The sequence below is a fragment of the Parasphingomonas puruogangriensis genome, assembly GCF_036663635.1.
Lineage (GTDB): Bacteria > Pseudomonadota > Alphaproteobacteria > Sphingomonadales > Sphingomonadaceae > Sphingomonas.
Map to the genome: position 1 here is coordinate 152,853 of NZ_JAXOJI010000005.1, position 23,894 is coordinate 176,746.

Sequence of the window (23,894 nt, forward strand, 5' to 3'; positions counted from 1 at the left end):
GGATCGACCAGCTTGTCGATAACGACCCAAACCAAACCGTTGCTCGACGTGCTCAAGGGCAATCGGGCCGACAGCCCGCCGATCTGGCTGATGCGCCAGGCCGGGCGCTATCTTCCCGAATATCGCGCGCTGCGGGCGGAAAAAGGCGGCTTTCTTGCGCTCGCTACCGATCCGGAAAGTGCCGCCGAGGTCACGCTCCAGCCGATCCGCCGCTTCGGCTTCGATGGCGCGATCCTCTTTTCCGATATCCTGATGGTGCCATGGGCGCTCGGGCAGGATCTGAGCTTCGGTGTGGGCGAGGGTCCGCGTCTGGCACCCGCGTTGGTAGATACGGCATTGGAGCGCCTGCAGGCCGTGCCAGAGCGTCTCGATCCCGTTTATGCCACCGTCGCCAGGGTCGCGGCCGCTTTGCCCCCTGCAACCACCTTCCTGGGCTTTGCCGGCAGTCCCTGGACCGTCGCGACCTATATGGTCGCCGGGCAAGGCTCGAAGGACCAGGGCGAAACCCGCCGCGCGGCTTACCGCGACCCGCAGGCGTTCGCTGAGATAATCGATGCGATCGCCGCGATGACGGTGGATTATCTCTCCGCGCAGATCGATAACGGCGTGGAAGCGGTGCAATTGTTCGACAGTTGGGCCGGCTCGCTCAGCCCGGCGCAATTCGAACGCTGGGTCATCGCGCCCAATGCGGCGATCGTCGCCGGCCTGAAAGCACGGCATCCGGATACCCCGATCATCGGCTTTCCCAAGGGCGCCGGCGGCAAGCTGCCGGCTTATGCGCGCGAAACCGGCGTCGATGCGCTCGGGCTCGACGAGACGGTCGACCCGGTCTGGGCCGACGCCAACCTTCCCAAGCATATGCCGGTGCAGGGCAATCTCGATCCGCTCGCGCTGATCGCCGGCGGCGCGGCGCTCGACGACGCGATCGATCGCGTGCTTGCGGCCTTCGCCGATCGCCCGCATATCTTCAATCTCGGCCACGGCATCCTGCCGGACACGCCGATCGAGCATGTCGAGGCGCTGCTGGCGCGGGTGCGACAATGATGGAGCGACTGATCGTGGCGTATAACTGGTATCTCGCCGCGCATGTGATCTTCGTGATCTTCTGGATGGCCGGCCTGTTCATGTTGCCGCGCTATCTCGTTTATCATCAGGAAGCGCTCGCTGCCGGTCGGGCCGACGAGGCCGCTTTGTGGGTCGAGCGCGAAGGCAAGATCCGCAGCATCATCCTCACGCCGGCAATGGTCATCGTCTGGCTGCTCGGCCTCACGCTGGCGACGATCGGCCAGCATTGGTCCGAGCCATGGCTGCACGCCAAATTGCTCTTCGTGCTGGGCCTCAGCGGCTATCACGGCTGGGCGGTCGGCTATGCCAAGAAGCTGGCGGCGGGAAAACCGACGCTGAGCGGCAAGACGCTGCGCATGTTGAACGAGATCCCGGCGCTCACTGCTGCCGTGATCGTGATCCTGGTGATCGTGAAGCCGTTCTAACCCAACCTGCAGCATCACCTGCGAGTACCACTCCGGCGGACGCCGGGGCCCAGTCGCGATGGCAGCTGTAACTGAGCGCAGCAGAAGTTACCCCTGTTTACCGACTGGGCCCCAGCGTGCGCCGGGGTGGTGCCAAGAGGAGACACGCGGCAAACGGTACAACCCCGTTGACTTGCCCCCCACCGCCTCCTAACTCTCCTCCCGTCGGCGCCGCTTCTCCGTAGGCCGGCATCCTCCTCCCGCATCGCTTGCCCGAGTCCTTCGCGCACCTCACCGATGCCCATCTCCCAGACTAGCCGGACGCTGATCCCATGCATCTTAAAGACCTCAAGAACAAAAAGCCGGCCGAATTGGTCAGCATGGCGGAGGAGCTCGGCGTCGAGGGCGCTTCTACGCTGCGCAAGCAGGATCTGATGTTCGCCATCCTCAAGGTCCAGGCCGAAGAGGGCGAGATGATCATGGGCGAAGGCACGATTGAAGTGCTGCCCGATGGCTTCGGCTTCCTGCGCAGCCCGCAGTCGAATTACCTCGCCGGTCCCGACGACATCTATGTCTCGCCCAACCAGGTGCGCAAATTCGGTCTGCGCACCGGCGATACGGTCGAAGGCGAAATCCGCGGGCCCAAGGACGGCGAACGCTATTTCGCGCTGGTGAAGCCATCCAAGGTCAATTTCGACGATCCCGAAGCGGTGCGTCACCGCGTCAATTTCGACAATCTGACGCCGCTCTATCCGGAATCGAAGCTCACGCTCGACACGCTCGATCCGACGCAGAAGGACAAGTCCGCGCGCGTCATCGACATCGTCTCGCCGCAGGGCAAGGGTCAGCGCACGCTGATCGTCGCGCCGCCGCGCGTCGGCAAGACGGTGATGTTGCAGAACATCGCCCGCGCCATTTCCGAGAACCACCCGGAAGTGTTCCTGATCGTCCTGCTGATCGACGAACGCCCCGAGGAAGTCACCGACATGCAGCGTAGCGTGAAGGGCGAGGTCGTCTCCTCCACCTTCGACGAACCCGCGCAGCGCCACGTGCAAGTCGCCGAAATGGTCATCGAAAAGGCCAAGCGTCTGGTCGAGCACAAGAAAGACGTGGTGATCCTGCTCGACTCCATCACTCGCTTGGGTCGCGCGTACAACACGGTCGTGCCGAGCTCGGGCAAGGTGCTGACCGGCGGCGTCGACGCCAACGCGTTGCAGCGCCCCAAGCGCTTCTTCGGCGCGGCGCGCAACATCGAGGAAGGCGGCAGCCTTTCGATCATCGCCACTGCGCTGATCGATACCGGCAGCCGCATGGACGAAGTGATCTTCGAGGAATTCAAGGGCACGGGTAACTCCGAAATCGTGCTCGACCGAAAGGTCGCCGACAAGCGCGTTTTCCCCGCGCTCGACGTCGGCAAATCCGGCACGCGCAAGGACGAATTGCTCGTCGACAAGGTCAAGCTGTCGAAGATGTGGGTGCTGCGCCGCATCCTCATGCAGATGGGCACGATCGACGCGATGGAATTCCTGCTCGACAAGATGAAGGATTCCAAGACCAACGAAGACTTCTTCGACAGCATGAATCAATAACCGAGTGAGGCCAGGATTAGCGAACGCTGATCCTGGACTCGCACCGGTCCGGCCGCCGGGGTAAAATCCCGGCCGACGGCGTGGGCTTTGCCCACGCCTTTTTTGTGGCAACCACGGCCCATCTCGCTACGTTAATCTCGATCATCCTATCCGCGGAGACCACTTTGTGACCCTTATGGCCCTGCTGGCTGCCGCCCTTCCCGCGGTCGAGCCCATGTCGCTCGCTTGGCTGTGGAGCCATATCGTCAGCGATTTCGCCAATATCGGCACCGCCTCGGCTATGACCGCCTTCGCCACGGTCGTCCTGCTCGATGTGGCGCTGGCTGGTGACAACGCTATCATCGTCGGCGCGCTGGCCGCCGGATTGCCGACCGACCAGCGCAAGAAGGTCATCCTGATCGGCATTCTTGCCGCCTTGGTGCTGCGCATCATCTTCGCCGTCGCGGTGCTCTACGGTCTGGAGAGCTTCAAAAGCTATGGCCTGGTGCTCGGCGGCGGTCTGCTGCTGCTATGGGTGGCGTGGAAAATGTACCGCGAACTGCGCCCCAAGGTCGCGCCTGGCGGATCGCCCGAGATCGAGGGCGACGAGAATAGCGGCATCCGCCCCGCCAAGAGCTTCCTCGCGGCGGCCTGGGCCGTCGCCGTCGCCGACGTGTCGATGAGCCTCGACAACGTCCTGGCGGTGGCTGGTGCGGCGCGCGAGCATCCCGGCATCATGGTTATCGGCCTGATCCTGTCGGTCGCGCTGATGGGCCTCGCCGCCAACGTCATCGCCAAATATATCGAGCGTTACCGTTGGATCGCCTGGGTCGGGCTGGTCATCATCGTCTATGTCGCGGGCAAGATGATCTTCGAGGGCTTCCACGACGTGCAGCCGCTGATCGGGGCGATCGCGTAACGTATTACGTCATCCCAGCGTCGGCTGGGATCTCAAGCGGCCGACACCGGACAGGAGCCGCATGAGACCCCAGCTTGCGCTGGGGTGACGTTACTGAAGATGCTCGGCGAAGAACGCCGCCGTCCTTTCATCCGCCAGTTCCGCCGCTTCAGGTGACCGCCGCGCGCCAAACTGCGTGGCGAAGCCGTGATCCTCGCCGGGATAATCGTACAGCGTCACCTTGGGGTGATCGTCCAGCCCGGCATGCATCCGGCCCTGCGCAGCCTTGTCGACGAAATGATCCTCGACCGGCACGTGCAGCAGCACCGGGCGGGCAATGGCGTGTTTCTCGCCGAGCAGTCCATCGATGCCGACGCCGTAATAGCCCACGCTGGCATCCACGTCGGTGCGCGTCGCGGTCATGAACGCCAGTCGTCCACCGAGGCAATAGCCGACCGCACCAACCTTGCCGCCATCGACCTTCGCCCGCGCCACGCGGATGGTCGCCTCGATATCGGCAATGCCGAGGTCCTGATCGAACTGGCCGAACAGATCGAGCCCGCGCTGCATCTCCTCCGCCACGTCCGGGTCGAGCTCGATGCCCGGCTTGATCCGCCAGAACAGATCCGGCGCGATGGCGAGATAGCCCGCCGCCGCCAGCGCATCGCATTTGCTGCGGATGCCGGCATTCACGCCGAATATCTCCTGGATCACGACGATCGCCGCCGTCGGCGTCCCGGCCGGCGCCGCGATATAGGCGTCGAAGCTGCCGTCATGGTCGAGCGTTCCGATGGTGATCGTGGTCAAGGGCCAGGTCCTTTTCGGTTGGGCGTTGCGATACGGGCCGTGTCGCGCGCATAGATGGGCTCGAGACTATGCCGCGCGCTACGCCGGCTCAAGCGGAGATGCGTGCCATGAAATTCAATGTCGAGCTCGATTGCACGCCCGAGGAAGCACGCCGCATGATGGGCCTCCCCGATCTGACCCCGGTGCACGACAAATATATCGCCACGCTGACCGATGCGATGGACGGCGTGGTCGCGCCCGATCTGCTCGAGGGCATGATGCGCAGCTGGGCGCCGATGAACGATGCCGGCATGGGCTTCTGGCGCAAGATGTTCGACACCGCAGGCACCATGGCCAAGACGCCGGACTGACGCGGTGAGCACGATCTACGCCGTCTCCAGCGGCGCGCCGCCGGCGGCAATCGCCGTGTTGCGCATCAGTGGCCCCGAGGCGCTGGCGGCGGCGACATTGTTGGTTGGCATGCTGCCCGAAGACCGTCGCGCCACATTGCGCGCGGTGCGCGATCCCGCCGATGGCGCCGTGCTCGATCGTGCGCTGGTCCTGGTGTTTCGCGCGCCGCGCACCGCGACCGGCGAGGATCTGGTCGAACTGCACCTGCATGGCGGCCGCGCCGTGGTGGCGGCGGTGGAGCGGGCGCTGTCTTCCTTGCCCGGCCTTGCCCCCGCCCAGCCCGGCGAGTTCACCCGCCGCGCACTCGCCAATGGCCGGATCGATCTGACCGAAGCCGAAGGCCTGGGCGACCTGCTCGCTGCCGAAACCGAGAGCCAGCGCCGCGCCGCGATCCTCGCGGCGGAAGGCGGAATCCGCCGCCGCGTCGAGCAATGGTCGACGCGCATCCTGGAACTCGCCGCCCGGATCGAAGCGGAACTCGATTTCGCCGACGAGGATGATGTCGCCGCCGCCGACCTCACCGCGCTGACCGTGGCGGCATCGGCGCTCGCCAGCGAAATCGACGTTCTGATCGGCCAACCCCCGGTCGAGCGGCTGCGCGATGGCATTCGCGTGGTGCTCGCCGGCCCGCCCAATAGTGGCAAGTCGACCCTGCTCAACGCGTTGGTCGATCGCGACGCGGCGATCGTTTCGCCGATCGCCGGGACGACGCGCGACCGCATCGACGCGCCGGTCAGCCGCGATGGCATCGCCTATGTGCTGACCGACACGGCCGGCCTCGCGCCGACCACGCAGGATCCGATCGAGCGTCTGGGCATCGAGCGTACGCGCTCGGCCATGCAGGTCGCCGACATCCTGTTGTGGCTGGGCGATACCGATGCCCCGAGCGGCGCCTTATGGGTTCACGCCCGTGCCGACGCGCCAGGCCGGACAGCCCTCCCCGCTGGACGCGATATCGCCGTGTCCGCGGCTACTGGAGACGGGTTGGCGGCGCTATGGACGCTGATCGGCGGAAGGGCGCATGCGCTGCTGCCGCGGCTCGACGACATCGCCCTTAATCAGCGCCAGCGCGCTTTGGCGACGGAAACCGTGACCGCGTTGCGCGCCGCCGCAACGCAACACGACCCACTGCTCATCGCCGAGCATCTTCGCCAGGCACTCGCCGTGCTCGATGGCATTACCGGGCATAGCGATACGGAGGCGATGCTGGACGCGTTGTTCGGGAAGTTCTGCATCGGCAAGTGATGTTCCACGTGGAACGCTTTGACTTGCCGCCCGGCAATGCCTAGCGCACCACCATGTCAACATTCGATGTCATCGTCGTCGGTGGCGGCCATGCCGGCGTCGAAGCCGCCGCTGCCGCCGCACGACGCGGCGCACGCACCGCCCTAGTCAGCTTTGACGCCGCCAAGATCGGCGCGATGTCGTGCAACCCGGCGATCGGCGGGCTCGGCAAAGGACATCTCGTGCGCGAGGTCGATGCCTTTGACGGGCTGATGGCGCGCGCCACCGACGCCGCCGGTATCCATTATCGCATGCTCAACCGCAGCAAGGGCAGCGCTGTGCAGGGCCCACGCGTCCAAGCCGACCGCCGGCGTTATGCCGCAGCCATCCAGCACGCCGTGGCCGCCCAGGCCAATCTAGTGGTCGTCCAAGGCGAAGCGGCGGCGCTGTCGTTCGATCAGCATGGCGCGGTCGCCGGGCTGGATTTGGCCGAAGGGCAGCAGTTGCGCGCGCGGGCGATCGTCCTGGCCACCGGCACCTTTTTGGGCGGACGTATGTTCCGCGGTGAGGAACGGCTCGCGGGCGGCCGCATCGGTGAGGCCGCGTCGACCCTACTCGCGGTGCAACTCCGCGTCGCTAATCTGCCGATGACCCGGCTCAAGACCGGCACCCCGCCCCGCTTGGATGGCCGCACGATCGACTGGGCCATGCTCGCCGAACAGCCGAGCGATAGCGATCCGTGGACGATGTCGCCACTGTCCCGCGGCCGGCCACTGCCGCAAACCTTCTGCGCAATCACCCGCACGACCCCAGAGACGCACGACATCATCCGCGCCTCGCTCGATCGCTCGCCGCTGTTCGGCGGTGCAATCGGCGGCGTCGGCCCGCGCTATTGCCCGTCGATCGAGGACAAGATCCATCGCTTCGCCGATCGCGATGGCCATCAGATATTCCTCGAGCCCGAGGGGCTGGACGATTCTGTCATCTATCCCAACGGCATCTCCACCTCGTTGCCGACCGACGTGCAGGAAGCCATGATCCGATCGATTCCCGGTCTGGAAGGTACGCGGATCGTGATGCCCGGTTATGCCGTGGAATATGACCATATCGACCCACGCGCCCTCGCGCCGACGCTAGAGGTGCGCGCCCTGCCCGGCCTGTTCTGCGCCGGACAGATCAACGGCACGACCGGCTATGAGGAAGCCGCCGGTCAGGGCCTGATCGCCGGGCTCAATGCCGCCGCTTACGCCTTGGGCATCGCGCCGGTAATCCTCGATCGCGCCAGCGGCTATCTTGGGGTGATGATCGACGATCTCGTGCTGCAGGGCGTGACCGAGCCATATCGCATGCTTACCGCCCGGGCCGAATATCGCCTGCGCTTGCGCGCCGATAATGCCGAAACTCGCTTGGGCCATATCGCCCTGCACGCCGGCTGTCTCGGCCCCGAGCGTCGCGCCCATCTTGCCGCCCGCGATACCGAACTTGCCGAGATCGCCGGAAAATTGGCACGCATCATTCCTGCCAATACCCTTCCCGCGAACGTCGTCGGCGCGGAAACGCCACGTACCGGTGCCGAGTGGCTGCGGATCGCCGGCGTTGATCTCGCCCAGATCGCCCCCGACCTTATCGACCGGCATGATCCGGCGTTGCTCGCCGAATCGGTAGAGGATGCGCGCTATGCCCCCTATATCGCGCGCCAGGATAGTGAGGTCGCGCGGCTGCGTGGCAATGATGCGATCGTCCTCCCACCCCAACTCGACTTCGCCGCTATCCCCGGCCTATCCAACGAAATGATCGAACGCCTCACGGCCGCCTGCCCCACCACGCTCGGCGCTGCCAGCCGTATCCGCGGTATCACCCCGGCAGCGCTCACCGCGATCATGCTCCATGCCAGGAAACGCGCCGCATGACCGAAGATGAGGCAAAAGCCTGGATCGCCGAGCGGTTCGGAGCGCTCGCTGTCGAGCGCTTGGCCCTGCTCGACACGCTGCTGCGTGACGAAGCCGCGCATCAGAACCTCGTTTCCGCTGCCACGCTGGAGATGATGTGGGCCCGCCATATCGTCGATTCCGCGCAACTCATCCCGCTAGCCGAAGGGACGCCGGGCGTCTGGACGGACATCGGCAGCGGCGCGGGCTTTCCCGGTTTGGTCGTTGCCATTCTCCGCGACGATCCGATGATCCTGATCGAGCCGCGCAAGCGCCGCGTCGATTTCCTGCGGTCCGCCGCTGAAGCGTTGGGTCTGGACAACGTCACGGTCGAAGCGGCCAAGTCGCAAAACGTCGACGCCAAGGCGACGATCATTTCCGCGCGTGCAGTGGCGTCTATCTCCGCTTTGCTCGAAGCGGCGCGCCATATCGGCACGCCGGCGACAAAATGGCTCCTGCCCAAAGGGCTCAGCGCGCGCGAAGAGGTGGCGCAGGCGCAGCGATCATGGCATGGTACGTTTCACGTGGAACACAGCATCACCGATCCGAAGTCGTTGATCGTGATCGCGCAGGGGGTCTCTCGTCGATGAATGTCATTGCGGTTGCGAACCAGAAAGGCGGCGTCGGCAAGACGACCACCGCGATCAATGTCGGCACTGCACTCGCAGCTACCGGCCAGCGTGTCCTCATCATTGATCTTGATCCGCAAGGCAATGCCTCCACCGGGCTCGGCATCAACCGCGCCGATCGCGAGAAATCCACCTACGATATCCTGCTTGGCGAAATGCCAATTACCGACGCGGCCATTCCGACCTGCGTGCCGAAGCTTGATATTGTCCCTGCCACCTCGGATCTGTCCGGTGCCGAGATCGAGCTGGTCGAATATGACGAGCGCACGCATCGCCTGAGCCGCGCACTGGGTCGGTGCGAAGAGCGCTGGGATGTCGTGCTGATCGATTGCCCGCCATCGCTGGGCCTGCTGACGCTCAACGCGATGGTCGCAGCGAACTCCCTGCTCGTGCCGCTGCAATGCGAATTCTTTGCGCTCGAAGGGCTCAGCCAGTTGCTCGGCACGGTCGAGCGGATCCGTGAGCGCTTCAATCCCGGCCTGACCATCCTTGGCGTCGCGCTGACGATGTACGATCGCCGCAACCGCCTCACCGACCAGGTGTCGAACGATGTCCGCGCCGTGCTCGGTCGCGTCGTGTTCGACACCGTCATTCCGCGCAACGTCCGCCTGTCGGAGGCGCCGAGCCACGGCCTGCCGGCGCTGATCTACGATTATCGCTGCTCCGGTTCGGAAGCCTATATCGCGCTGGCGCGCGAGCTGATCGGCCGCCTGCCCAAATCCGCCACGCCGTACACGAAGGCCGCATGACCGATACCACGCCAGACGCGTCGGGCGCCGCCGCCCGCCCCAAACCCCGTTCCGGCCTCGGCCGCGGATTGAACGCCCTGCTGGGTGACATGGCGCGCGAAGAGCCGGTCGGTGGCAATGAGAAGGTCTCGCCCGGTCTGCGCACGCTGCCGGTTGGCTCGCTCACCCCCCATCCCGGCCAGCCGCGTCGCCATTTCGACGAAGCCGCGCTCGACGAACTGGCCACGTCGATCGCCGCGCGCGGGCTGATCCAGCCGATCGTCGTGCGCCCGCATGGCAAGGGCTATCAGATCGTCGCCGGCGAGCGCCGCTGGCGCGCCGCACAGCGCGCACGGCTGCACGAAGTTCCGGTGATCATTCGCGAGTTTGACGATGCCGAGACGCTCGAAGTCGCCTTGGTCGAGAATATCCAGCGCCAGGATCTCAACGCGATCGAAGAGGCCGAGGCCTATCATCGCTTGATCGGCGATTTCGGCCATACGCAGGAAGCGTTGGGCAAATTGGTCCACAAATCGCGCAGCCATATCGCCAATCTGCTGCGCCTGCTCGATTTGCCACAAGCGGTGCAGGAACGCGTCGTCACCGGCGAACTAACCATGGGCCATGCCCGCGCGCTGATCGGCGCGCCGGATATCGAGAGCCTGTCCGACCAGGTCGTTGCGCGCGGCCTGTCGGTGCGCGAAACAGAGCGGCTCGCGCGGGCCGCCAAGCCCGAGCAGCGCGCGCGATCGGGTGGCGATGGCGGGCGCGATGCCGATTTGGCCGCGCTCGAGCATCAGCTGGGCGATCTGCTCGGTCTGTCGGTGCGCGTGGCGCACAGTGCCAAGGGCGGCACGATGACGCTGAGCTATGCCACGCTCGATCAATTAGACATGATTTGTCAGAGGCTTACGGGAGAGCGGATCTGATACGCGTCATCCTGAACTTGTTTCAGGATCCATGCGCGTACAATTGCCAAACGCGTGACGTCACTGGGGCGGATGACCGCTCATGGATCCTGAAATAAGTTCAGCATGACCGAGTGGGTCGAGCAAGCCCCTCACCGCTGCCGCGCCGCAATCCGCGCCACCGCCACGATCGCCTGCTCCGCCAGCACCGTCCCCGCGCTGGCCGACCCCATCATGCCGCGCTCCGCCTGTCGCACGCGGTCAATTGCGCCGGCCAGCCGGTCACTCGGCCAATGCCGGAGCGCCCGCGCGGTAATCGCTTTCTCGCGAAAGAACACATGCTCGGTTACCTGCGCCACCCCGGCCCCGGCATCGACCTGCGCGCGCAGCTCGGCCAGCGTCATCAGCCGCCGCGCCAGCTGCCGCAGGACTGGGATCGGCGATACGCCAGCCTCGCTCAGCCGCGCCAATTCCATGCCCAGCGTATCGGCGCGTCCATCGATCGCCGCATCGATCGCGCGGCTCATCTCGGCATCGCCGACATCCGCGCCGATCGCATCCAGCGCGGCATCGTCGATCTCGCGTGGCCGGTCCGGTCCGGCATCGAGATATAGCGCGAGCTTTTCCAGTTCGCGCGTCATCACGGCACGATCGCCGCCGGTCGCGGCAGCAATGCGTGTCGCCGTGTCGCCGGTGGTACGCATGTCGTGCTCGCGCGCGATCGTCGAGACCAGTTTGTCGGCCTCTGCGCCCTCGGGCATGTAGCAGGCAAAAGCCATCGCCCGCGGCGACATCTGCGCCAGCTTGACCACCTTGGCGGTGCCCTTGAGCGACGGTGCGATCGCCACCACCGGGTTGCCGACGCGCTCCATGCTGAGCAGCAAGGTCAACGCCTCCAGGCTCTCCTCCCCTGCCCCGCTGATGCGGATATGGCGCGCACCGCCGAACAAAGATAGCGACGCCGCCTCGTCGGTCAGCCGGCCGGGATTGGATTTCAGCGTGGACGGTTCGAGATCGACCCGCTCCGCGTCCGGCCCCATGCGGCGCGCGAGGCGTAGCGCCAGATCCAGCGCACCGGCCTCGTCGGGCCCGTGCAGCAGGAACAGGCGGATATCGGAGCCCGGTGCGTCGATCGCGGCGCGGATCTGGTTGACGTTAGCTTTCATGGGGCCTTCACGGCGCCTTCGGCGTGGTCCGTCGCACGTACAGCGCCACGCGCGAGACGATCTGGTCGGCGACGATGCCCGATAGCCGCTCCAGCGCGGTATTTTCCGCGGTGATCGTGGCATATTCCGAACCGACCGAATCGATCCCCGCGTCGGACCCCGCAGTGGCATCGAGCAGCACCGCGCCATTGGCCAGGTTGATCAGCTGGTAGCGCGCCCGCAGCGTGCGCCGCTCGCGCGCGACGCTGTTGTCGCTGCGCACGCCAAGGCCGGTGATCCTGTCATCGAGCCGCACTTCGAGCCGGTACAAGGGTGGCGCCTTGCCGGCCTGCAGCCGATCGCTCAGCGCGGTCGACATCAGCCAACCGGACTTGCCCTGGATCGGCGCCACCTCGATCTGGGTCAGCGTCGTCGCCACGACGCCCGCCCCACCCCCGCTATACAGGGGCTGCAAGCCGCAGCCGGAAAGCGTGAGGGCAAGGCTGGCGAGGATCAGGATCGGCTTCATGCGACGACGTTTACCAGACGATCGGGCACGACGATGATCTTTTTCGGCGTGGCGTCGCCGATACTGCGCAGCACGTTGGCATTGGCCAGTGCCAACGCCTCGATCACGTCCTTGGGCGTGCCCTTGGCCACCGTTACCGTGTCGCGCAATTTTCCGTTGACCTGCAGCGCGATGGTCACTTCATCCTCGACGAGCATGGCCGGATCGACCTCGGGCCACGGCGCATCGGCGATCAGCCCGTCATGGCCCGCGGCAGCCCAGGCCTCCTCGGCGATATGGGGCGCCATGGGGGCCACCAGCCGCATCAGCGTGGCGATCGCCGTGCGGCGCGAGCCGGACGGTGCGGCGCGTTCGATATCGTTGACCAGAGCGTACAGTTTGGCGACCGCCTTGTTGAAGCTAAGTGCCTCGATATCAACGGCAATTCCCGCGATCGTCTGGTGCACCTTGCGCTCCAGCGCGGCGTCCGTTGCGGCACCTTCGTCACCTTCCGCCGCCCCATCGAACAACCGCCACAGCCGCTGGATAAAGCGCCACGATCCCTCGATCCCGCTTTCGCTCCAGGGCAGGTCGCGCTCCGGCGGGCTGTCCGACAGCATGAACCAGCGCACCGCATCCGCGCCATACTGATCGACGATCGGCTCGGGATCGACCGTGTTCTTCTTCGACTTGGACATTTTCTCGACGCGGCCGATCGTGACCGCTTCACCCGTCGCGATCTCGAACACGCCGCCATCACGCCGCTCGATATCGTCCGGGCCCAGCCACAGCGGCTTATGGAGCATATCGACGCCATCGGTGCCGATCGTCTCGATCGTCCGGCTATACGTTTCGTGCGTCACCATGCCCTGCGTGAATAGGCCGGCGAATGGTTCCGCCACATCGAGCTGGCCGATATGCTTGAGCGCGCGGGTCCAGAAGCGGGCGTAGAGCAGGTGCAGGATCGCGTGCTCGACGCCGCCGATATATTGGCCGACCGGGAGCCATTGCTCGGCCACGGCACGGTCGAACGGCTTGTCGTCGGGTTGGCTGGCGAAGCGGATGAAATACCAGGACGAGTTGACGAACGTATCCAGCGTATCCGTCTCGCGCCGCGCCTTGCCGCCACAGGAGGGGCAATCGACCTGGTTCCACTCGGTGTGGCGATCGAGCGGATTGCCCGGCACGTCGAAGCTGACATCCTCGGGCAGCACCACCGGCAATTGCGCGCGTGGCACCGGCACGACGCCGCAGGCATCGCAATGGATGATCGGGATCGGCGTGCCCCAGTAACGCTGGCGGCTGACGCCCCAGTCGCGCAGCCGGAACACGGTCGAGCCGGTGCCCCAGCCCTCGCCCTCGGCGCGTTCGATCACCACGCGCTTGGCGTCCTCGATATCCATGCCGTCGAGGAAGTGCGAATTCACCAGCACGCCAGGACCGCTATACGCCTCGTTGCCGACGAACACCGGATCCTCGATCGCGCCCTCCGAGACGACGCGCTTGACCGGCAGGCCGTATTTGCGCGCGAAATCGAGATCGCGCTGGTCGTGCGCCGGCACGCCGAACACCGCGCCGGTGCCGTATTCCATCAACACGAAATTGGCGATGTAGACCGGCAGCTGCCACGCCGGATCGAGCGGATGGGTGGCGGTGATGCCGGTAGCGAAGCCGAGCTTCTCCTGCGTGTCCATTTCCGCTGCGGTGGTGCCGCCGCGCTTGCACAGATCGATAAAGGCAGCCGCTTCTGGGTCACGCTCGGCCAGTGCACGCGCGATCGGGTGATCCGCTGCGACCGCGACGAAGGCCGAGCCGAACATCGTGTCCGGCCGCGTGGTGAACACGTCGACCTTATCCCCGTCCGAAAGCTTAAACGAAAAGGTCAGCCCCTGGCTGCGGCCGATCCAGTTTTCCTGCATCAGCTTGACCTTGTCCGGCCAATGTTCGAGCGCGCCCAGACCGTCGAGCAGTTCGTCGGCAAAATCGGTGATCTTGAGGAACCACTGGCTGAGCTTGCGCCGCTCGACCAATGCGCCCGAGCGCCAGCCGCGGCCGTCGATAACCTGTTCGTTGGCCAGCACGGTCATGTCGACCGGATCCCAATTGACCGCCGATTCCTTGCGGTAGACCAACCCGGCCTTGAACAGATCGAGGAACAGCGCCTGTTCATGGCCGTAATAGTCCGGCTCGCACGTCGCTAGTTCGCGCGTCCAATCGAGCGCAAAGCCCAACCGCTTCAGCTGCGCCTTCATCGTCGCGATATTGGCGCGGGTCCAGGCGCCGGGATGCACGCCCTTTTCCATCGCGGCATTCTCGGCCGGCATGCCGAATGCGTCCCACCCCATCGGATGGAGCACTTCATGCCCGATCATGCGGCGATAGCGCGCCAGCACGTCGCCCATCGTGTAATTGCGCACGTGGCCCATATGAATCCGCCCCGACGGGTAGGGAAACATCTCGAGCACATAGGAACGCGGCTTGGGGCTATCGTCACGCGCGGCAAAGGTGCGGGATTCGTCCCACACCTTCTGCCAGCTTGCGTCCGCCTTCAGCGCATTGAAGCGCGACGCCATAATTTGATCTTTCTGTTATCCGGCGATCGAGCCGCGGCGCAGATCGCGCGCGCGGGTCAGGATCGCATCTTCGAGTTTCTGGACGGTGGCGGCCTTGACCGGTGCGGCGACCCACTGGCCACCCTGGTTCACTTCGCGCAATGCCGCGACGCGCAGGCCATCGGCGCGCAGATCCTGGTCGAGGATCGTCACCGTCACCTTAACCCGCTCGGTCGGTGCCGCCGGGTTGATATACCAGTCGGTGACGATCACGCCGCCGTTCGAATCGGTCTGCACCAGCGGCATGAAGCTGAGCGTATCGAGCGACGCGCGCCACAGATAGGAATTCACCCCGATGGTCGTGATGCGCGAGGCCGCGAGATCGGCCTGGGGGCGATCCTTGCCACCGCCACAGGCGGCAAGCGCCAGCGGCGCGGCAAGCGTCAGGGCGAACATCACCAGTTTGGGGGCCGGGAGGCGGATCATCGGCGATTTCCTGGGCGTAAAAGGATACATGAGGGCGCATCTATAGATGGTCTCGCGCCTGCCGCAAGGCTGGCCCGCTGTGGGTATGATGCAACACTCGTCTATAAAGTGACTCTGGCCGGTAGTGGCGCAGGAGATATTCGGTATAGGCGCGTTATGTAGCGTCGGTACGGTAGTGCCGGCAAAGGGGTATGACGTGATCGTAGGTCGCTTGATGGCAGGATTGGGATTGGGGGGGCTGCTGGCCGCCGCAATCTTCGTCGCGCCCGCGATCGGCGCACCGGATGCCGCGAATCGCCCGGAAAAGCGCAGTTTTTCTGGCCGTGGCATCGGGTCGTTCACGCCCGCCTCGGCCGACCCGCGCCTCGCCGCTTTGTTCTCGCGCGGTGGTCTCGAGACCGGCGCGTTCCGCTTCACCCCGTCCGAATCGCGCCGCAATGGCGGGCGCGCGGTGACCGTGGCGATTCGCGCACGCTCGACACGCAGCGCGCTCAATGCCGAAAGTGGTGCCGCCCCGTCGGTCAGCCTCGCGCCGATCGCCTATAACCTCGGTGTTGCCGTCGGCTGGAAGCGCTTTGCCGTTTCCGGCGACGTGGCGCGCGTCGATCTTTCCGGCCTGCCGGGCAGCCGCGAGACGATGGATCTCGGCGTCAGTTATACCGGCCAGAAATTCAGCACGCGGGTCAAGGCGATCGCCGATCGTCCGCTGGCCGGCGCGCCCAGGCTGGTCGAGGATGCGCCGAGCTATGCGCTGGATGTCGGTGGTTCCTACTCGCTGACGCGCAACCTGGCCGTGACGGCGGGCGTGCGGTACAAGTCCGAGCGTGATCGGCTTGAGCGGATGAAGGACGATCGTCTCGACAGCCAGGCCGTTTACGTCGGTACCGCCTTCCGCTTCTAAACGTCGGGCGTGATCCACGCGTCGATCGCCGCCCAGCCGTAAAATCCGCATAATGTCCTGAAGCGCCGCGCGGTCATGCCGCCGAGCGCGATCGCCGGGATATCCAGTCCCCGGATCATCGCCCGGGCCGCACGGCGACCCAAGGCCTTGGCGCCAGGATGCGAGCGCGTCGCGAAGATCGGCGATACCAACAGCAGATCGGCCCCTGCCCTAACGCCTGCCAGCGCCTCGCGCCGCGAATGCGCGGGCCAGGTACGGATATCGCCGTGATGGCACCACGCCGCGCCATGAACCCCGTCTGCTTTACCCAGCCGCTGCGCGCCGGCGCGGATCAGCACCAGCCGGTTGCGCCGCGCAACTTGCGCCACGCGCGCGAACAAAGCGCGCCGTTCCGCCAGCGGGGTGGCATAATGGCGGAAGATCACCCCGCCGCCGCGCGGCAGTGCGTCGAGCGCACGCCACAGATCGTCGCCGAGCCGTTCGTCGGTCATCAGCCACTGCTTGGGCAAGTTGCGGTGGCGAGGCGGCACGACCGTGCCTATAGCAGCGCCGATGCCCGCACACGATCCCGCAACCACTCCTGCAACCGCTCTGGCCACCGTTCAGCAATCGATCGCCCATGCTGCCGCTCTGGCACAGCGTCAGGCCGACGCTATTACGCTGATCGCTGTCTCCAAGACGCAGAGTCCGGAAACAATCCTCCCCCTGCTGGAAGCGGGGCAGCGCCACTTTGGCGAGAATCGCGTGCAGGAAGCGCAGGATAAATGGCCCGATCTGCGCGCGCGCTATCCCGATGCCGTGCTGCACCTGATCGGCCAGCTGCAATCGAACAAGGCTGAGGATGCGGTCGCGCTGTTCGATACGATCCATGCGGTCGATCGCGCCTCGCTGGTCACCGCGCTCGGCCGGGCGATGGACAAGCTCGGCAAGCGACCGCCGTGCTTTCTGCAGGTCAATATCGGCGACGAGCCGCAAAAGGGCGGCTGTTCGATCGGCGATCTGCCCGCATTGCTTGCCGCAGCGCGCGCGGCGGGGCTGCCGATCGTCGGCCTGATGGCGATTCCGCCCGCCGAGACGGAGCCGGCGCCCTATTTCGCCCTGCTCGCCAAGCTCGCCCGCGACAACGATCTGGCCGGGCTGAGCATCGGCATGTCGAGCGACTATGAAACCGCCGTGACGATCGGCGCGACCTATGTGCGCGTCGGCACCGCCTTGTTTGGAACGCGCGCATGAAATTTTCCGGGATCATTTTCGATTTCGACGGTGTGCTGCTGGAAAGCGAATATGCCGGCAATCTGCAGCTTGCCGCGTATCTGACGGGCATCGGCCACCCGATCACGCCCGAACAATCGATGCAGAACTTCATGGGCCTGTCCGGCGGCGCCTTTATCGGCGCGGTCGAGGGGTGGATCGGCCGCCCGCTGCCGGCGAGCTTTCACAGCGAACGCGAGATCGAGAACGAACGCGTGCTGCGTGATGGGATCGACCCCGTGGTGGGGGCGATCGATTTCGTGCGCAGCCTGCCCGCCGATCTGCCGCGTGCGATCGCTTCGTCCAGTTCGACACGGTGGATCACCACGCATCTGGAGCATCTCGGTCTGCTCGATGCGTTCACGCCCCATATCTTCAGCGGTCATGAACATGTCGCGCGTGGCAAGCCGGCACCCGATCTCTATTGGCACGCCGCCAAGGCGATCGGCGTAGATATCGCCGAGTGCATGATCCTGGAGGATTCGGTGGTCGGCGCGACCGGGGCGGTCGCCTCGGGTGCGTATGTCATCGGGCTGTGCGCAGGCACGCATTGCGCGCCGGCGCATCGCGAGCGGCTGATTGGTCTGGGGGTCGATGCGATCGCACATGATTTCGATGAGGTGCGGGCGCTCATCGCGTAGGATCGCAGGAGAGCAGACGTTAGCGCCGCCGCAGCAAATCCCGCGCCCGCGCGCCGAGCCCGGCGACGAAATCATAAGGCAGCGCCGCGCCTTCGCGGGCGCGCATCCGCCACCACGCCTTGGTGCGCTCCTCGTCGCGGTAGAACATGATCGGCCGCGCATAGATGCCGTAAAACGCGAACAGCATGCGGATACGGGCCTGGTGATAGCGATCGGTACAGGTCAGGCAGTGGTCATAGCCGCCTTTGCGAAAGAAGGCGGCGGCGGCGCGCACGGAGGTCAGCGTGTCGATGCTCACCTCGTCGAGATGCAGCCGCGCCGGATCGATGTGCTCGGCCAGAATGGCTGCCATCACCGATGCTTCGGACGGTCCTTCGGCGCCGGCGGCGCCGGAGCAGAACAGATCGGCCTCGGGATAGCGCGCCGCGGCGCCGGCGGCATAGTCGATCCGGCGGCGTAGCGAGGGGCTGGGCCGGCCATCGGCGCGCACCGCCGCGCCAAACACGACGATCAATTGTCGTGGCGATTTGGCGAGCATGGTTACAGCTGGTGTCCGGTGCGATCGCGCTTGGTGGCGAGATAGCGTTCGTTGTGCGGATTGGCCGGCAGGAAATGCGGCACGCGCTCGATCACCTGGACCCCGGCGGCTTCCAGCTGCGCGACCTTTTCGGGATTGTTGGTCAGCAGCCGCACCTTGGGCTGGGCGAGCAAGGTCAGCATCCGCGCGGCGACGCGAAAATTGCGCGAATCGACCGCAAAACCAAGCCGGGTATTGGCATCGACCGTGTCGAATCCCTGATCCTGCAGCGCATAGGCGCGCAATTTGTTGATCAGCCCAATGCCGCGGCCTTCCTGGCGCAGATAAAGCAAGATGCCCCAGCCGCTCGCCTGAATCGCCGCGATCGCCGCATCGAGCTGTGGTCCGCAATCGCATTTGAGGCTGCCGAGCACATCGCCGGTGAGACATTCGCTGTGCAGCCGGACGAGCGGCGGCTGGCCATTGGGCGCACCGATCAGCAAGGCGACATGCTCACCGGGCATTTCTGGCGTGCGGAAAGCGACGATCTCCGCATCCTCCGCGCCCGCGACGGGAAGGCGTGCGCGCGTCGCGATGGCCAGGCGCTGGGCGTCTTCGTGCGCGGCGATATCGGCGACATCGAGCGTCAGATCCGCGCTACCGCCGGGAAGGGCGAAAAAGGCCGGCAAGACCCCGCCGATCCGCGCCAGCCGTAGCGCCGCCGCGCCCGCCGCGCTCTCGTCCAACGGAATGGCGCGAAACGGCCCCTTGAGCGGCGTCTGCAGATCGAGCTGCGGATCGGCCAGCGCGGTCGCCGCGGCAAAGTCGAGCCACGGCGCGCGGTCGACCAGCACCGGCGCATCGGGCACGGCGGCGGCACGCTGATTGGCCAGCTTGAGCGTCAGTGCGCGACCCGCCGAGAGCAGCACCGCCGCCCTGCCGTCGGGATCGAACGCCGCCAGCCGCACGGGATCGGCGGTCTCGATCGGCAACAGCGCCAGGCGACCATCCGCGCCGGTAAGCGCGATCGACCAGCCGCGGCGCAGCGCATCGATCGCCAGCGCCGTCTGGCGCGCATCGCTCACACCCGGAACTCGGTCATGATCGGAATGTGATCGGAGGGTTTCAGCCACGAGCGACAATCCTCGAACACGCTATGGGCGGTGGCGGTCGCGGCGACATCGGCGGTCGCCCACATATGGTCGAGCCGCCGGCCGCGATCATTGGCGGTGAAATCGGGCGAGCGATAGCTCCACCAGGTATGCAGCCGCGCCGGCGCGGGATGGAAATGGCGGCCCAGATCGACCCAGTCGTTCGACGCTTGCAGCCCGTTCAGCGCCTCGATCTCGATTCTTGTATGGCTGACCGTGTTGAGCAATTGCTTGTGGCTCCACACATCGGATTCGAGCGGTGCGATGTTGAAATCGCCGGTCAGGATCGTCGGCGTCTTGAGATCGGCCGACCAGCGCGTCATGCGCTCGACGAAATCGAGCTTCTGGCCGAACTTCGCGTTGACCTCGCGATCGGGCACGTCGCCGCCTGCGGGCACATAGACATTGTCGAGCCTGACCCCGTTGGGCAGCCGCACGCCGACATGCCGCGCTTCCATGTTCGCCTGCCAGTCGTAGCGATCATCCTCCACCACCGGCACGCGCGAGATCGTCGCCACGCCGTGGTGCATCTTCTGACCGTGCAGGATGACCTGATCATAGCCCAAGGCGCGGAATGCGGCGCTGGGGAAGTCGCCATCGATCACCTTGGTTTCCTGCAGGCACAGCACGTCCGGCTGAACCTCGCGCAGGAAGCGCTCGACGATCTCGATGCGGAAACGCACGGAATTGATGTTCCACGATACGATCTTGAGCGTGTCCGTCATGCCGAGCATGTAGCCATGGGGTGGATCGAACGCCAGAGCGAGCGCACGCGCTGCAAAAACGAAAGGCCCCCGCTCCGGGGGCATGGAGCGAGGGCCGACCTAGCGTTCGTCACGCAGGCGGGAAATGAGCCAGTTCGAGCAACAGGGGGAAAATCCCGAACCGCCCCACATCCGCGAGGTCGTATCTAGCGAGAGGAACCTGTCGCCAGTATGAATGAACGTTCAGCGTCCGCCGGTTTTGCGCTGCGGATCGTTGAAGCGGAACGTTCCGTCGCTAACCGGCGCGTTAAAGCGCTGATTGGTCAGCCGGATCGAGGTGCGATTGTTCTGCGCATCAAGCGCCACCCAGCCCTGCAGCATCAACCCACCCGGCGCCGTCGGGCTGCGCGCGAAGATCAAGGTGATGCGGCCATATTCAGGATGTTTGGGGTCGTTGGCCTCGACCGAGACGATGCGCGGATCGCCGCCGGGAATGACCCGGGCGAACCGTGTCATGTCCTTGTCCGGGTTGAGCAATACGCCGAGCGGCGAATTGCCGATCGGCCAGCGTTGCTTCTGCCCCACCGAATAATCCAGGAACCACAGCGCCTTGCCATCGCCGACGATCAGGATCGGCACGCCCTTTTCATATTGAAAGCGGATCTTGCCCGGCTTCTTCAGCGTCAGCACGCCGGTCAGCACCTTGCCGGTGCGATCGGTCTGGGTGAAATTGGCCGTCATGCTCTGCACCGATTGCAGATGGCTCTGCACCCGGCCAAGTTCGCCCGGCGCCGCGGCAACCAGCGCCGGCGTCAGCGCGAGCGCGGTAAGGAAACGATAGGTCACGGAATTCTCCTGAGGACTGGCCGGCGCTATGGGGGGCGCGCATTGAATGCGCCGTGAACCGCTCGGGCTAGAGCGGGTTCCCGTCGCGGTCGCGCAGTACTTCGCGGCGGCCCACATGATCCGGGCGGCCGACGATGCCGTCTTTCTCCATTCGCTCGATCAGTCGGGCAGCCGAATTATAACCGACGCGGAGCTGGCGCTGCAGCCAGCTGGTCGAGGCCTTCTGGCTTTCCACCACCAGCTGGATGGCGTTGCGATATTGCTGGTCCTCGGCCGAATCCTCGCCGTCCGGCGCGCCGTCGAGCGCGAAGCTTTCCTCGGGCTCCTCGGTGACCGACTGGATGTAATCGGGCTGCCCTTGCGCGCGCCAGTGATCGGCCACCGCGCGGACCTCGTCGTCGGTGACGAACGGCCCGTGCACGCGCACCACGCCGCGGCCGCCGGGCATGTACAGCATGTCGCCCTTGCCGAGCAGCTGCTCGGCGCCCTGTTCGCCCAGAATGGTGCGCGAATCGATCTTGCTGGTCACGTGGAAGCTGATTCGAGTCGGCAGATTGGCCTTGATCACGCCGGTGATGACGTCGACCGAGGGGCGTTGCGTCGCCATGATCAGGTGGATGCCGGCCGCACGCGCTTTCTGCGCCAGGCGCTGGATGAGGAATTCGACTTCCTTGCCTGCGGTCATCATCAGATCGGCGAGCTCGTCGACGATCACCACGATCTGCGGCAGCGGGTTATAATCGAGCTGTTCTTCCTCGTAGATCGGCTGGCCGCCCTCGGAATAGCCGCATTGCACCTTGCGCCCGAGCGGCTGGCCCTTGGCCTTGGCGGCGCGGACCTTCTCGTTGAAGCTGGCGAGACTGCGCACGCCGACCGAGGACATCTGGCGATAACGGTCCTCCATCTGCTCGACCGCCCATTTCAGCGCGCGCACCGCCTTGTTGGGGTCGGTGACCACCGGCGACAGCAGATGCGGGATATCCTCGTACATGCTCAGTTCGAGCATCTTGGGATCGATCATGATCATGCGGCACTGTTCCGGCGTCAGCCGATAGAGCAGCGACAGGATCATGCAGTTCAAGCCCACCGACTTGCCCGAGCCGGTGGTGCCGGCAACGAGCAGATGCGGCATCGGCGCGAGATCGGCGATCACCGGATCGCCGGCGATATTCTTGCCCAGCACCAAGGGCAGGGAAGCAGACTGATCCTCGAAGCTCCGCGAGCCGATCAGCTCGTGCAGGCCGACCATCTCGCGCCGAGCGTTGGGCAGTTCGATGCCGATCACCGTGCGCCCGGGAATGGTCGCGACGCGCGCGGAAATCGCGCTCATGTTGCGCGCGATATCGTCGGCCAGCTGGATCACGCGGCTCGCCTTGATGCCGCTGGCCGGCTCGAGTTCGTACATCGTCACGACCGGGCCGGGGCGGACCTCGACGATCGATCCCTTGACGTGGAAATCGTCCAGCACCGATTCGAGCAGCCGCGCATTGCGCTCCAGCGCGGCCTTGTCGATCACGTTGCCGGCCGAGGGCGGGGTGGGCTTGAGCAGGTCCAGATCGGGTAGCTGATAATTGTTGTCGCGCAGGTCGAGCCGTTCCTGCGCCACGCGGGGCTTGGCCAGCGACGGGGCGAGCGAGCGATCGGCGATCACCGGGCCAGGCCGCGCATCGGGCAAGGCGATGGCGCGCGGCTCGGGCGCCACCTTGCTGCGCACCGGCTCGGCTTCGAGCACCTCGCGTTCGGAAATCGGGCGATCGACGCGGAATTGCGGCAGGCGCGGCAGGTTGCGGGCGGAGAAACCGATCTGTAACGCGCGCGCCCAGATTGCCGCGCCGGCCACAGCGGCGACCAGTCCGACGCCGCGACCGGTCCAGGTCACCGCGGTCGGCTCGCCGATAAAGGCGATGATCCAGCGCAGCGCGTCGGCCAGCCCGAGCCCGAGCACGCCGCCCCAGCCCGCCGGCAGCGCCAAGACGGAAGAAGCGGAGATGAAGGTCAGCGCGGTGCCGATCAGCACCACGCCAAGGCTCGCCAGCAGCAGCATCCGCACCCAGCGGCCGAGCGGCGCGTCGCGCCACAAGCGCATGCCCAGGATCGGCGCGATCGGCAGCAGCAGGATCACCGCCGGCCCGAAAATCGCGAACACCAGATCGGCGAACCAGGCGCCGGGCGCGCCGAGCCAATTTTCCGCCGGCCCGCCAGACGCCGTGTTGAGCGAAGGGTCGCCGGAATGATAGCTCGCCAACGCGATCACCATCAGCAGCGTCGCGGTGAACAAGCCGAGCGCGCCGAGCAACGCGCTGCTGCGCATCGCTCCCGCCTTCACCGTTTCACGCCAAAGCGCAGGCCGAGCCCGGCTTGCCATGTCTCGTCCCCATCTGTCCGCTATCTGTTCCGGTTAATCGCTCTTGCGGAGTCTGGCGTCAAGCAATCCGGGTCGGCTCGTCGCCTGGGCGGCAGGGAAGGAAGAGGGGATTTCACGCGAAGGCGCGGAGGGGAAGGAAGGCGCGAAGGACAGAAGGCCGGGCGTTCCATCGGCCCGGCGCTCGGCCCGATAAACCTTCGTGCTGCGCTCTTCGCGCCTTCGCGCCTTCGCGTGAAACATCCTTCTTAGGCCCAAACCGGACTGCGCTGCGCGCGGCC

Annotated in this window: 24 protein-coding genes; 13 read left to right on the top strand and 11 right to left on the bottom strand. The window is 65.7% G+C overall.

Going from position 1 to position 23,894, the window contains the following annotated elements; all coding sequences use genetic code 11:
* The first annotated feature begins 18 nt into the window (after positions 1–18).
* From hemE to U1739_RS13735, 4 genes are all read left to right on the top strand, one after another.
* Complete coding sequence (hemE, locus tag U1739_RS13720) at positions 19–1,044, top strand: uroporphyrinogen decarboxylase (protein WP_443025571.1); 1,026 nt, start codon at positions 19–21, stop codon at positions 1,042–1,044.
* The gene (locus U1739_RS13725; RefSeq protein WP_332709247.1) at positions 1,044–1,490 is read left to right on the top strand and encodes a CopD family protein; all 447 of its coding nucleotides are present in this window, start codon (positions 1,044–1,046) and stop codon (positions 1,488–1,490) included. The genes hemE and U1739_RS13725 overlap by 1 nt, the downstream gene beginning before the upstream one ends.
* A 311-nt stretch (positions 1,491–1,801) precedes the next feature.
* Positions 1,802–3,058, top strand: a complete 1,257-nt coding sequence (gene rho / locus U1739_RS13730; RefSeq protein WP_261293924.1) for a transcription termination factor Rho — start codon at positions 1,802–1,804, stop codon at positions 3,056–3,058.
* A gap of 175 nt (positions 3,059–3,233) precedes the next feature.
* Positions 3,234–3,956 carry a YjbE family putative metal transport protein gene (locus U1739_RS13735; protein WP_332709249.1) on the top strand — a complete coding sequence of 241 codons (723 nt, stop codon included), beginning with the start codon at positions 3,234–3,236 and terminating at the stop codon, positions 3,954–3,956.
* Between the two features lie 90 nt (positions 3,957–4,046).
* Here the strand turns inward: U1739_RS13735 and U1739_RS13740 are convergent, their stop codons facing one another.
* The gene (locus tag U1739_RS13740; protein ID WP_332708996.1) at positions 4,047–4,742 is read right to left on the bottom strand and encodes a dienelactone hydrolase family protein; all 696 of its coding nucleotides are present in this window, start codon (positions 4,740–4,742) and stop codon (positions 4,047–4,049) included.
* Positions 4,743–4,849: 107 nt separating this feature from the next.
* On the opposite strand from U1739_RS13740, the gene U1739_RS13745 reads away from it, so the two are divergent.
* From U1739_RS13745 to U1739_RS13770, 6 genes are read left to right on the top strand one after another with little or no spacing between them, the layout of a single operon-like run.
* Entirely contained in the window at positions 4,850–5,092 is a 243-nt protein-coding gene (locus U1739_RS13745; protein ID WP_332708998.1) for a DUF6489 family protein, read from the top strand.
* A gap of 4 nt (positions 5,093–5,096) precedes the next feature.
* Positions 5,097–6,377: a tRNA uridine-5-carboxymethylaminomethyl(34) synthesis GTPase MnmE gene (gene mnmE / locus U1739_RS13750; RefSeq protein WP_332708999.1), complete on the top strand. Its 1,281-nt coding sequence runs from the start codon at positions 5,097–5,099 to the stop codon at positions 6,375–6,377.
* Positions 6,378–6,430: 53 nt separating this feature from the next.
* Positions 6,431–8,266, top strand: coding sequence for a tRNA uridine-5-carboxymethylaminomethyl(34) synthesis enzyme MnmG (gene mnmG / locus U1739_RS13755; protein ID WP_332709001.1), 1,836 nt, complete (start codon positions 6,431–6,433; stop codon positions 8,264–8,266).
* Between the two features lie 59 nt (positions 8,267–8,325).
* Positions 8,326–8,874 (top strand): 16S rRNA (guanine(527)-N(7))-methyltransferase RsmG, encoded by a 549-nt coding sequence (rsmG, locus tag U1739_RS13760; RefSeq protein ID WP_332709003.1) that lies wholly within the window; start codon positions 8,326–8,328, stop codon positions 8,872–8,874.
* Positions 8,871–9,662 carry a ParA family protein gene (locus U1739_RS13765; RefSeq protein ID WP_332709005.1) on the top strand — a complete coding sequence of 264 codons (792 nt, stop codon included), beginning with the start codon at positions 8,871–8,873 and terminating at the stop codon, positions 9,660–9,662. Before rsmG ends, U1739_RS13765 begins: the two co-directional genes overlap by 4 nt.
* Positions 9,659–10,570 (top strand): ParB/RepB/Spo0J family partition protein, encoded by a 912-nt coding sequence (locus tag U1739_RS13770; protein ID WP_332709007.1) that lies wholly within the window; start codon positions 9,659–9,661, stop codon positions 10,568–10,570. Before U1739_RS13765 ends, U1739_RS13770 begins: the two co-directional genes overlap by 4 nt.
* 131 nt (positions 10,571–10,701) lie before the next feature.
* On the opposite strand, the gene holA is transcribed toward U1739_RS13770, so the two are convergent.
* The 4 genes from holA to U1739_RS13790 are packed head-to-tail and all read right to left on the bottom strand — an operon-like array spanning position 10,702 to position 15,240.
* Entirely contained in the window at positions 10,702–11,715 is a 1,014-nt protein-coding gene (gene holA / locus U1739_RS13775; protein ID WP_332709009.1) for a DNA polymerase III subunit delta, read from the bottom strand.
* 7 nt (positions 11,716–11,722) lie between these two features.
* Entirely contained in the window at positions 11,723–12,223 is a 501-nt protein-coding gene (lptE, locus tag U1739_RS13780; RefSeq protein ID WP_332709011.1) for an LPS assembly lipoprotein LptE, read from the bottom strand.
* Positions 12,220–14,775 (bottom strand): leucine--tRNA ligase, encoded by a 2,556-nt coding sequence (gene leuS / locus U1739_RS13785; RefSeq protein WP_332709013.1) that lies wholly within the window; start codon positions 14,773–14,775, stop codon positions 12,220–12,222. Before leuS ends, lptE begins: the two co-directional genes overlap by 4 nt.
* A gap of 15 nt (positions 14,776–14,790) precedes the next feature.
* On the bottom strand, positions 14,791–15,240 hold the full coding sequence (locus U1739_RS13790) for a DUF3576 domain-containing protein (protein ID WP_332709015.1): 450 nt from the start codon (positions 15,238–15,240) through the stop codon (positions 14,791–14,793).
* A gap of 196 nt (positions 15,241–15,436) precedes the next feature.
* Here U1739_RS13790 and U1739_RS13795 point away from each other — a divergent pair, with 196 nt between their 5' ends.
* Positions 15,437–16,141, top strand: coding sequence for a hypothetical protein (locus U1739_RS13795; protein WP_332709017.1), 705 nt, complete (start codon positions 15,437–15,439; stop codon positions 16,139–16,141).
* Here U1739_RS13795 and U1739_RS13800 read toward each other — a convergent pair.
* Positions 16,138–16,632, bottom strand: coding sequence for a thiamine phosphate synthase (locus U1739_RS13800; protein ID WP_332709019.1), 495 nt, complete (start codon positions 16,630–16,632; stop codon positions 16,138–16,140). The two genes, U1739_RS13795 and U1739_RS13800, sit on opposite strands and share 4 nt — an antisense overlap.
* 61 nt (positions 16,633–16,693) lie before the next feature.
* Between U1739_RS13800 and U1739_RS13805 the strand changes: the two genes are divergently transcribed.
* Both U1739_RS13805 and U1739_RS13810 read left to right on the top strand, forming a co-directional pair.
* Positions 16,694–17,374, top strand: a complete 681-nt coding sequence (locus U1739_RS13805; RefSeq protein ID WP_332709021.1) for a YggS family pyridoxal phosphate-dependent enzyme — start codon at positions 16,694–16,696, stop codon at positions 17,372–17,374.
* Positions 17,371–18,033: an HAD family hydrolase gene (locus U1739_RS13810; RefSeq protein WP_332709023.1), complete on the top strand. Its 663-nt coding sequence runs from the start codon at positions 17,371–17,373 to the stop codon at positions 18,031–18,033. Before U1739_RS13805 ends, U1739_RS13810 begins: the two co-directional genes overlap by 4 nt.
* A 19-nt stretch (positions 18,034–18,052) precedes the next feature.
* Here U1739_RS13810 and U1739_RS13815 read toward each other — a convergent pair whose 3' ends face one another.
* The 5 genes from U1739_RS13815 to U1739_RS13835 form a co-directional block, all read right to left on the bottom strand.
* The gene (locus tag U1739_RS13815; protein WP_332709025.1) at positions 18,053–18,571 is read right to left on the bottom strand and encodes a YdcF family protein; all 519 of its coding nucleotides are present in this window, start codon (positions 18,569–18,571) and stop codon (positions 18,053–18,055) included.
* A 2-nt stretch (positions 18,572–18,573) separates the two neighbouring features.
* Positions 18,574–19,635, bottom strand: a complete 1,062-nt coding sequence (gene ribA / locus U1739_RS13820) for a GTP cyclohydrolase II (RefSeq protein ID WP_332709027.1) — start codon at positions 19,633–19,635, stop codon at positions 18,574–18,576.
* On the bottom strand, positions 19,632–20,426 hold the full coding sequence (locus tag U1739_RS13825; protein ID WP_332709029.1) for an exodeoxyribonuclease III: 795 nt from the start codon (positions 20,424–20,426) through the stop codon (positions 19,632–19,634). The genes ribA and U1739_RS13825 overlap by 4 nt, the downstream gene beginning before the upstream one ends.
* 222 nt (positions 20,427–20,648) lie before the next feature.
* On the bottom strand, positions 20,649–21,251 hold the full coding sequence (locus U1739_RS13830; RefSeq protein ID WP_332709031.1) for a LolA family protein: 603 nt from the start codon (positions 21,249–21,251) through the stop codon (positions 20,649–20,651).
* Positions 21,252–21,318: 67 nt separating this feature from the next.
* Positions 21,319–23,616, bottom strand: a complete 2,298-nt coding sequence (locus tag U1739_RS13835) for an FtsK/SpoIIIE family DNA translocase (RefSeq protein WP_332709033.1) — start codon at positions 23,614–23,616, stop codon at positions 21,319–21,321.
* Positions 23,617–23,894: the final 278 nt, after the last annotated feature.